This window comes from Microbacterium sp. ISL-103 (assembly GCF_018613995.1).
Taxonomy (GTDB): domain Bacteria; phylum Actinomycetota; class Actinomycetes; order Actinomycetales; family Microbacteriaceae; genus Microbacterium.
On sequence record NZ_JAGGPD010000285.1, the window covers coordinates 1 to 9,961 of the forward strand.

At 69.9% G+C, this 9,961-nt stretch carries 10 protein-coding genes; 6 read left to right on the plus strand and 4 right to left on the minus strand.

Going from position 1 to position 9,961, the window contains the following annotated elements; translation table 11 throughout:
* From J7E68_RS11185 to J7E68_RS11205, 5 genes are all read left to right on the plus strand, one after another.
* The coding region (locus tag J7E68_RS11185; RefSeq protein ID WP_396652500.1) for an ABC transporter permease at nucleotides 1-666 on the plus strand (666 nt) is incomplete at its 5' end.
* Between the two features lie 2 nt (nucleotides 667-668).
* Complete coding sequence (locus J7E68_RS11190) at nucleotides 669-1,877, plus strand: substrate-binding domain-containing protein (RefSeq protein WP_215172602.1); 1,209 nt, start codon at nucleotides 669-671, stop codon at nucleotides 1,875-1,877.
* Nucleotides 1,878-1,959: 82 nt separating this feature from the next.
* Complete coding sequence (locus J7E68_RS11195; protein WP_215172604.1) at nucleotides 1,960-2,811, plus strand: sugar phosphate isomerase/epimerase family protein; 852 nt, start codon at nucleotides 1,960-1,962, stop codon at nucleotides 2,809-2,811.
* 26 nt (nucleotides 2,812-2,837) lie between these two features.
* Entirely contained in the window at nucleotides 2,838-3,863 is a 1,026-nt protein-coding gene (locus J7E68_RS11200; protein ID WP_215172606.1) for a sugar phosphate isomerase/epimerase family protein, read from the plus strand.
* On the plus strand, nucleotides 3,860-4,153 hold the full coding sequence (locus tag J7E68_RS11205) for a Dabb family protein (protein WP_215172608.1): 294 nt from the start codon (nucleotides 3,860-3,862) through the stop codon (nucleotides 4,151-4,153). The genes J7E68_RS11200 and J7E68_RS11205 overlap by 4 nt, the downstream gene beginning before the upstream one ends.
* Nucleotides 4,154-4,172: 19 nt before the next feature.
* Here the strand turns inward: J7E68_RS11205 and J7E68_RS11210 are convergent, their stop codons facing one another.
* Genes J7E68_RS11210 through J7E68_RS11225 form a run of 4 tightly spaced genes read right to left on the minus strand, consistent with a single transcriptional unit; the run spans nucleotide 4,173 to nucleotide 8,615 of the window.
* Entirely contained in the window at nucleotides 4,173-5,177 is a 1,005-nt protein-coding gene (locus J7E68_RS11210) for an NYN domain-containing protein (RefSeq protein WP_215172610.1), read from the minus strand.
* On the minus strand, nucleotides 5,170-6,165 hold the full coding sequence (locus tag J7E68_RS11215) for a Gfo/Idh/MocA family protein (protein ID WP_215172611.1): 996 nt from the start codon (nucleotides 6,163-6,165) through the stop codon (nucleotides 5,170-5,172). The genes J7E68_RS11210 and J7E68_RS11215 overlap by 8 nt, the downstream gene beginning before the upstream one ends.
* A gap of 38 nt (nucleotides 6,166-6,203) precedes the next feature.
* Complete coding sequence (locus tag J7E68_RS11220) at nucleotides 6,204-7,259, minus strand: LLM class flavin-dependent oxidoreductase (protein ID WP_251048905.1); 1,056 nt, start codon at nucleotides 7,257-7,259, stop codon at nucleotides 6,204-6,206.
* A gap of 48 nt (nucleotides 7,260-7,307) precedes the next feature.
* Entirely contained in the window at nucleotides 7,308-8,615 is a 1,308-nt protein-coding gene (locus J7E68_RS11225; RefSeq protein WP_215172613.1) for an aminotransferase class I/II-fold pyridoxal phosphate-dependent enzyme, read from the minus strand.
* A 716-nt stretch (nucleotides 8,616-9,331) separates the two neighbouring features.
* Between J7E68_RS11225 and J7E68_RS11230 the strand changes: the two genes are divergently transcribed.
* On the plus strand, nucleotides 9,332-9,961 hold a 630-nt coding region (locus J7E68_RS11230; RefSeq protein WP_215172614.1), incomplete at its 3' end, for an LLM class flavin-dependent oxidoreductase.

Here is a 9,961-nt window from a genome sequence, read left to right on the forward strand (position 1 = left end):
GCGCTCCTCGGCGGCGGCATGTGGTTGACGGGAGGAGCCGCCACCGGCAACCCCGCCGACAGCTTCCGAGAGATCGGCCGCGGCAGCATCCGCGACGTGCCGCTGCTCGAGTTCATCCCCTGGGCCGTGTTCATCGTGATCGGCTGGCTCGCGCTCGGCATCTGGATCACGAAGCGGCCGCTCGGCAAGCTGCTCATCGCGGTCGGCGACAACGCCACGGCGGTCGATTTCGCCGGAGCCCGCAGCGCCTGGGTCACCACCCGCGCGTTCATGATCTCGTCGCTCTCCGCGACGCTCTCGGCCGTGCTGCTCGTCGGCTACGCCGGTGTGCACCCCTCGGTGGGGCGCGGCTACGAGTTCGTGGCGATCACCGCGGTCGTGCTCGGCGGGGTCGTGCTGGGCGGCGGGCGGGGTTGGATCGTCGCGGCGGCGGCCGGCGCGTTCGCCCTCGAGGCCCTGTTCATGCTGCTGAACATCGCCGGGGTCCCCTCGACGCTGCGCGACGCCGTGCAGGGAGTGATCATCATCGCCGCCGTCGCCTACTCCGCCGTCGCATTCCGGGCGCGGCGCAAGCGGGGGCCGCAGACTTCCCCCGCCCTCACGACCGCAGAACCCCCAGAAGCCGTAACAACCAGCACCATCCACACAGAAACCAGAGGAGATTAGCAATGCGACGATCAATGAGGATCGCCACCGCAGGGGTGGCTCTCTTCGGACTCATCGCGCTCGCCGGGTGCACGACCGACCCGTCCGTGGCGCCGGCCGAGTCCGACAGCCCCGACGAGTCGGCGGAGACCACCGAGTGGTTCGATCAGGAGCTCTTCGACAAGCAGATGCAAGAGCGCGGCGTCGAGCCCCAGGGGCCGGCGGACGAGCCGTACCTCCAACACATCAATGCCGAGATGGTCGACACGTCGGAGTTCGTGAGCGAGGGGGCCAAGAAGGCCTGCTTCGCGAACGCGTCGATCTCGAACCCGTGGCGTCAGACCGGCTGGATCACGATGAACGAGCAGCTGAAGGCGCTGCAGGAGTCCGGGGCGATCAGCGAGATGGAGACCCGCGATGCGCAGGACTCCGATGACACGCAGATCGCCGACATCGACTACTTCATCTCGGAGGGCGGCTGCGATGTCTTCCTCATCTCGCCCAACAGCACCGCGGCGATGACCCCGGCCGTCGAGCGGGCGTGCGAGACCGGCAAGCCCGTGATCGTGTTCGACCGCGGCGTCGACACCGACTGCCCGGTCACGTTCATCCACCCGATCGGCGGATTCGCATGGGGCATCGACACTGCCGAGTTCCTCATCGACAACCTCGAAGAGGGCGACAAGGTCGTGGCTCTGCGCATCCTCCCCGGCGTCGACGTGCTCGAGCACCGGTGGGCCGGCGCCGAGAAGCTCTTCGACGAGGCGGGCATCGAGGCCGTGGACTACTTCACCGGGGCCGACCCGGCGGAGATCAAGAGCATCATCAGCGACGAGCTCGCCAAGGGCGACGTGCAGGGCATCTGGATGGATGCCGGTGACGGTGCCGTCGCCGCGATCGAGGCGTTCGAGGACGCCGGTGCGGACTACCCGGTCATGACCGGCGAGGACGAGATGAGCTTCCTGCGCAAGTGGAAGGACACGGGGCTCACGGGTCTCGCCCCGGTGTACTCGAACTTCCAGTGGCGCACGCCGCTGCTCGCCGCGCAGATGATCTTCGCGGGCGAAGAGGTGCCGAAGGAGTGGGTGCTGCCGCAGAAGCCGATCACCGAGGGTGAGCTCGACGACTACCTCACGGCGAACGACGGCATGCCCGACGGGCACTACGCGAAGTTCGGTGGCGAGAACCTTCCCGGCTACCCGACGGTGTGGCAGGAACGCCAGATCCCGTAACCCGCAGTGAGGCTCCCACCCTTCCCTCCGCGCACCGCGGATGGGAGGGTGGGAGCACCCGCGTCATCCCCGAAGGAGCAGGATGCCTCGCACGATCGCCGTCAACACCTGGGTGTGGACGTCTCCGCTGACCGATGCGACTCTCGAGCCCCTGGCGCGCAAGGCCGCCGGGATGGGGTATCAGGCGCTGGAGCTCCCTCTCGAGAACATCGGGGACTGGGATCCTGCGACCACGCGCGACCTGCTCGCAGACCTCGGCCTCGGCGCGATCGTCGTCGGAGCGATGGGGCCACGGCGCTCCCTGCTCGCGCGTGCCGGAGACGTCACCGCCACCCAGGACTATTTGCGATCGTGCATCTCGGCCGCTCGCGCCGTCGGCGCCGCCGTGGTCGCGGGTCCGTTCTACGCACCCACCGGGGTGACCTGGCGGATGACACAGGACGAGCGACGGGATGCCGTGCGCGAGCTGCGCGAGAACCTCGAACCGGTCGCAGCTGCGGCCGAGGCCGCGGGCGTGACCCTCGCTATCGAGCCGCTCAACCGCTACGAGACCAGCGTGCTGAACACCGTCGAGCAGAGCCTCGATGCTCTCGCGCCGCTGCTCGGCGCCGGAGTCGGACTCGCCCTCGACACCTATCACCTCAATATCGAAGAGAAGAAGCCGGCCGACGCGATCCGCGCCGCGGGGTCGGCCATCGCCCACGTGCAGGTGTGCGGCAGCGATCGGGGTGCGGTGGGCGAGGACCACACCGACTGGCCCGAGATCGTGCGCGCCCTCGACGATGCCGGCTACCGCGGGCCGCTCGGGCTCGAGAGCTTCACGGGCGAGAACGCCACGATCGCGGTCGCGGCCTCGGTGTGGCGCCCTCTCGCCCCCAGCCAGGACGAGCTGGCCGCACGCAGCATCCACGCACTCAGGGCGCTCGGCGCCTGACCGTCACGCGATACGAAGGAGTGTCCATGACCACGCATCCGGTCACCCTGTTCACCGGCCAGTGGGCCGATCTGCCGTTCGAGGAGGTCGCCCGTCTCGCCGCTTCGTGGGGGTACGACGGCCTCGAGGTCGCGGCATCCGGGGATCATCTCGACCTGCAGCGGGCGGACGAGGATGACGCCTACATCGCCTCGCGCCTCGAGATCCTCGACCGGCACGGGCTGCAGATCTTCGCGATCTCGAACCATCTGACGGGCCAGGCCGTGTGCGACGCCCCGATCGACTTCCGCCATCAGGCGATCCTGCGCGACCACGTGTGGGGCGACGGTGAGGCCGAGGGCGTGCGACAGCGGGCGGCCGACGACATGAAGCGCGCGGCCCGGGTGGCGCGAAAGCTCGGAGTCGATACCGTCGTGGGATTCACCGGGTCGTCGATCTGGCCGTATCTGGCGATGTTCCCCCCGGTGCCTGCATCGGTGATCGAGGGCGGGTTCGAGGACTTCGCCGCCCGCTGGAATCCGATCCTCGACGTGTTCGACGCCGAAGGCGTGCACTTCGCGCACGAGGTGCACCCGGGCGAGATCGCCTACGACTACTGGTCGTCGGTGCGCGCGCTGGAGGCGATCGAGCACCGCGCGGCCTTCGGATTCAACTGGGACCCGTCGCACATGATGTGGCAGAACATCGACCCGGTCGGGTTCATCGTCGACTTCGCCGACCGCATCTATCACGTCGACTGCAAGGACACTCGGATGCGCCCGCACAACGGGCGGGCGGGAGTGCTCGGCTCGCATCTGCCATGGGGCGACCCCCGGCGCGGGTGGGACTTCGTCTCGACCGGTCACGGCGACGTGCCCTGGGAGGATGCGTTCCGCGCGCTCGATGCGGTCGGCTACACGGGGCCCATCTCGATCGAATGGGAGGACGCGGGCATGGATCGCCTGCACGGCGCCCCCGAAGCCCTCGAGTACGTGCGGTCGCTGCTGTGGCCGGCGCCCGCCGCCTCGTTCGACGCCGCCTTCCGCAACCAGTCGACCGGAGACACTGAATGACCATCCAGCACACCGTCGTCTTCCGCCTCGTACACGAGGCGGGCAGCCCCGAGGAGCGGGAGTTCCTCGCGACCGGAAGGGCCGTGCTCACCTCGATCCCCGGCGTCGAGGACTTCGCCATCCGCCGCCAGGTGAGCCCGAAGAGCGATCTCGAGCATCAGTTCTCGATGATCTTCCGAGACCGCGACGCGTACCGCGCGTACGACGCGCACCCCGCGCACACGGCATTCGTGTCGGAGCGCTGGGTGGCGGAGGTCGCGGCCTTCCAGGAGTACGACTTCGAGGAGTGACGCCGGGTCAGGCGGCGGGTCAGGCGCCGGAATCGCGCAGCTTGACCAGTCGCTCGTGGCCGGTCTCTTCGAGTTCGGCGATGTTCTCGCGCGATTTCAGGAAGTCCGAGAACGAGCGGTAGCCCAGGGCCTTCTCACTGAACGACGGGTCCATGCGGCGCATGTGCGTCTTCACGGCCGAGCTGTGCAGCCACTCGTCGGCATCGGCCTTGTCGTGACCCAGACGCAGCGCCCGCTGCAGCAGCTCGGTCGCCTCGCCCTGCTCGGTGCCGTCGTTGAGATCCTCTGCCTTCACGGGCGTCGACGCGGCGGCCGGCGTCGTGGCTGCCGCTGCGGCCTTGGCCTTGGCGGTCTTGGCAGGCGGTCGCGATTTCGCCCTCACCGTCGGCTCGACCACGGCTTCGGGCACCTCGACGACGGGTGCCTCGACGACGGGTGCAGGCGCGGTCTTGCTCGGACGCACGACGCCGGGAAGCGAGTCGTACGCCTCGAACTCGTCGCACGCGGCGGCCAGCGACTTGGCGGTGGAGCCTGCGACCCCCACGCCGATGACGTAGCGGCCGAGCCGCTTGCAGCGCTGCGCGAGGGGGACATAGTCGCTGTCGCCCGCGACGATCACCACGTGGGTGAGGTCGGGCAGGCGGAACATGTCTTCGACCGCGTCGACGGCGAGGCGGATGTCCGCGCCGTTCTTGGCGTACGCCGCCGCGGGGAAGAGCTGCACGAGGTCGACGGCGCGCGCGACGAGCTGCGAGCGGTACTCGGCGTTGACGGGCGACGACCAGTCGGCGTACGCGCGCGTCAGCACGAGGGTGCCGAACGAGGCGGCGTAGTCGATGATGGCGCCGACCTCGATCATCGCGCGGGAGAGTCGCTCGGAGACCTCGGGGTCGGTGGGGTTCTCGCTGAAGCGCTGACGGTCTTTGCCGTAGGCGTTGCGGCCGTGCACGCGGTCGTACCACGAGATGACGATGTTGTCGAAGTCCAGGTAGACGGCGACTCTGGTGTCGTGTGCCTCAGCCATTGACTGCTCCTTCGCCGGGGTAGCGCACGCCGATCTGCGCACGGATGTCGTCGAGAGCGCCCATGATCGCCACGCTCTCGGCGATCGGCAGGATGTCGCCCTCGAGGATGCCGTCACCCACGAGACGCTCGGCGGCATGCGCCTGGTACTGCATGCCGCGGCCGGCGACGTCGGAGGAGTACTCCTCGATGACCGTGCCGTCCGGCTGCACGACGCGGAAGCTCGTCGGGGTGTACCAGACGCGGTCGATGTCGATGCGGGCCTCCGTGCCGATGATGCTGGCGGCGTTCGGGCCGGCGGCGCGCGACGACGAGAGCGTCGTCGAGATCGCGCCGCCCTCGTGTGTCATGAGGGTGGCGACCTCGGCATCCGCCCCGGTCTCGATCAGGCGGGCGGTGGCCTGGATGCCGGTCGGGGCGCCGAGGATGTCCCACACGAACGAGATCGGGTAGATCCCCAGGTCGAGCAGGGCGCCGCCACCGAGCTCGAGAGCGTTCAGGCGGTGTGTGGGATCGGTGGGGAGCAGCTGGGTGTGGTCGGCGCTGACCGCGCGGATCTCACCCAGGGTGCCGTCTGCGATGATCTCGCGGATGCGGACCATGTGCGGCAGATAGCGCGTCCACATCGCCTCCATCGCGAGGAGCCCGCGGTCGGCGGCCAGCCGCTGCAGATCCTCGGCCTCGCCGCGGTTGAGGGTGAACGCCTTCTCGACCAGCACGTGCTTGCCGGCCTCGAGTGCGAGGCGCGCGTTGTCGTGGTGCATCGGGTGCGGGGTCGAGACATAGATGATGTCGACCTCGGGGTCGGCGACGAGCGCCTCGTACGAGGGGTGCGCGCGGGCGATGTCGAAGCGGGCGGCGAACGCGTCTGCCGACTCCTGCGAACGCGAGCCGACCGCCACGAGATCGAGCCCGGCGGTGCGCAGATCGGATGCGAACGCGCCGGCGATGCCGCCGGTCGCGAGGATTCCCCAACGAAGACCAGTCATCATCTCAGCGTAGGGGGTGGAGCCTGATGACGGGGTGTTCAGACGAGGGCATCCGCCCTCTGTTGCGGGACGAGAGGGAAGACCTGCGCGGCGATCCGCTCGAGCTCCTCGTCCAGCGGCGACGCCTGGATGAGGAGGAGTGTGATTCCGGCATCGGCGTACTCATGGATGCGCTCGGCGACCTGCTCGGCGGTGCCCACGAGGTTCGGACGCAGCCCCCGCGTGCCGACGGAGTACTCGCGACGCGTCAGCTCGAGCGACAGCTTCGAGTTGCGCTGGAATTCCTCGAACGAGGCGTAGCCGGGTGAATCGGGGTCGACCGTCGTGATGCGGTCGAGCTCGCGCTTCGCCTCGGCCTCGGTGTCGCGGACGATGACGTAGGCGGGCATCCCGAACTCGGCGATCGGTCGGCCGTGCAGCCGCTCGGAGCGGGAGTTCATGTCGGCGACGTTGGCGCGCACCTCGTCGAGGGTGCCGCCGTGCATGACGTAGGCGTCGGCGAAGCCGGCGATCGACTCGCGGCCCGCCTCGCTCTCGCCTCCGGCGAAGATCACGGGATGCCGCGACGGCTTCGGCTCCACGATCGTGCCGTCGAGCGCATAGTGTGCACCGTCGAACGTGAACGGCGTCTGCTGCCAGAGGCCGTTCAGCACGGTGACGAACTCCTCGGCCTGCATATAGCGCTCGTCGTGGGTCGTGAACTGCCCGCCGAACTGCCGGGCCTCCTCGGCCCACCACGCGGCGACGACGTTGAGGGCGACGCGGCCGGGTGCGATCTGGTCGAGGGTCGAGACGGTCTTCGCGAGCACCGCGGGAAGGTGGAACCCCGGACGCACGGCCGTCATCACGCGCAGCCGCTCGGTGACGGCCAGGATCGACGCCGACAGCGACCAGGCCTCGAGGCTCGGCGCGTCGATGCCCTTGCGGTCGTTGAGATACAGCTCGGGCACGAGCGTGGTGTGGAATCCGAGACGATCGGCCTTCACCGACACCTCGCGGATGTACTCCCAGGTCGCAGCCATCCGCCCCTCGTCGGTGACGTTGCGCAGGAATCCGCCGTAGACCGGCGTCCAGTAGCCGAGGTCGATCGACATAGTTCTCCTCTGGTGGGGCGGTGAGGCGGGTCGGGGCGGTGGCCGTGCTCAGACGAGCGCGAGCGCCCGGTCGAGGTCGGCGATGAGGTCGCTCGGGTCTTCGAGCCCCGCCGAGAGCCGGATGGTCGTGAACGAGATCCCCGCGGCCGCGCGCTGGGCGGCGGTGAGGTGCGAATGCGTCATCGATGCCGGATGGTTCACGAGGCTGCGCGCGTCGCCGATGTTCGCCACGAGGCGGATCACCTGCAGCGAATCGATGACACGCGCGACCTGCTCCTGCGTCTTCGCGGCGTCGGCACCGGCGGCATCCGTCACGGCGAGGTCGAACGAGAAGACCGAGGGGCCGCCCCGAGGCAGGTAGCGCTCGGCGAGCGCGTGCCAGCGGTTGCCCGCGATGCCGGGGTGGTGCACCGCCGTGACGGCCGGATGCTGCTGCAGATGCCTGGCGAGGGCAAGGGCGGTGGCGCTCTGGCGCGCCACCCGGAGGTCGAGCGTCTCGATGCCCTGCAGGATCTGCCAGGCGTTGAACGGCGAGAGCGAGGGACCCAGATCGTGCACGTACTTCGACTTCACGAGCGCCGCGAACGCCTGGCCCTGGCCGAAGCGGTCCCACAGTGAGAAGTCGCCGACGCGGGTGTACGGCTCGGTGAAGTGCGGCCAGCGGGCGGCTTCCCGACCGAAATCGAAGGTGCCCTGATCGACGACGACCCCGCCGAGCGACGTGCCGTGCCCGCTCAGGAACTTCGTGGCGGAGTGCACCACGAAGTCGGCTCCGTGCTCGCCGGGGCGCACCAGATACGGTGTGCCGACGGTGTTGTCGATCACGAGCGGGACTCCGGCCTCGTGCGCGATGTCGGCCACGGTGCGGATGTCGAGCACCTGGGCGAGGGGGTTGGCGATGGATTCGGCGAAGAGCACCCTCGTCTCGGGCCTGATCGCCGCACGCCACGCAGCGGGGTCGTCCTGATCGACGAACGTCACCGGGATGCCGAAGTCGTCGAAGGTCTCCTGCAGCAGATCGACCGTGCCGCCATAGAGCTGGGAGGCGGCGACGATGTGTCCGCCACGACCGACGAGCGCGAGCAGGGTCACGGCGACCGCGGCCTGACCGGATGCGACGGCGACCGCCGCGACCCCGCCCTCGAGGGCTGCGACGCGCTCTTCGAGGATCTGCTGGGTCGGGCTGGCGTTGCGGCTGTAGAGGTTGCCGACGGTGCGCAGCGCGAAGAGATCGGCGGCCTCGGCGAGCGAGCCGAACTCGTACGCTGCGGTCTGGTAGATCGGCGGGACGGCGCTGTTCGGGGGGACGCCGGGCGTGTACCCCGCCGGGAGCTGACGCGTCGAGAACCCGGTCATGCGATCGCCGCCGCGAGGCTCTCGTGAGTGCGGACGATCGGCGCGTGGGCGTCTCCCGTGCGCAGACGCTCGAGCCACAGCACGAGGGAGGCTGCGACGCTGCGGTGCGATTGGTCGTTGAGCGCGTCGTGCAGACCGTCGACGGTCTCGACGAGTTCGAGATCGGGCACGGATCGCAGCGCGAGGGTCACCTCACGCAGGGGCGAGACGACGTCGGCGCCGCCGTGCACCGCCAGCACGGGCACCTCGATCGCCGCGAGATCGGCCGGNNCAGGCAGAGCGAGCTCGGCGTCCACCAGGGGCCCGGAGACCACGGCCGCGGCGACGGGCGCGCCCTCGGCGACCACTCGCAGAACGGGGGAGGCGACGGCATCCGAACCCACCAGCACCCGGGGGCCGTCGGTCGTCGTCGCGAGCCAGGCGCTCGCCGCATCCACGTCCTCCTCGAACACGGCGACCGCGTAGCCGTCGGCGCTCAGGCGGCGGCCGAACCGCTCGTACACGCCTGCGCGCTCGCCGCGGCCGGTCACGACGGCGAGAGTGCCGCGTACCCGGGCGGGCGGTGTCCAGAGAACAGGGGAGGAGGTCGTGGTCATGCCCTCCATCCTGGGATCGGCCGCGAGCGCGCGGGGAGGATGTGACGCCGTGTTGCGCCGCGTGTCGCCGCGCTTCCGGGCCGATTGGCCGTGACCCCCGCGCGCTCGTACTTTCGGGGCATGACCCAACACCTCATCATCGGAGCCATGGTGCGCACCCTCGGCGCATACCCCTCGGGCTGGCGGCAGCCGGGCGCACACCGCGACCCCGCGACGGATGCCGACATCCTCCGCCGCATCGCGCGGGAGGGCGAGGAGGCGGGTCTGGACTACCTGTTCTTCGGAGACTGGCTCGCCACGGGGCCCGACCTGGAGTTCCGCGACCCCTATCTGCTCGCCCGGATCGATCCGGTCAGCGCCGTGCTCTTCCTCGCCGGAATCACCTCGCGCATCGGCCTCATCGCGACGGTGAACACGACCTACGCCGACCCGTATGCGACCGCCCGCTCGCTCGCGTCGCTCGACGTGCTCACCGGCGGTCGCGCGGGCGTCAATCTCGTCACAGGCGCCGAGCCGCGCGCCGCAGGCAACCACGGCCGGGATGCGCACGCCGACAACGAGAGCCGGTACGACCGCGCCGAGGAGTTCGTGGTCGCCCTGCGACGGCTGTGGGATTCGTGGAGCGAGGACGCCTGGATCGCCGACGCGGCACGCGGAGTGCTCATCGACCCCGAGGGGCTGCGCGGGGCCGACCTGCACGGGCAGCATGCGCGGGTAACGGGCCCCCGCAACGCCACCCGCCCCCCGCAG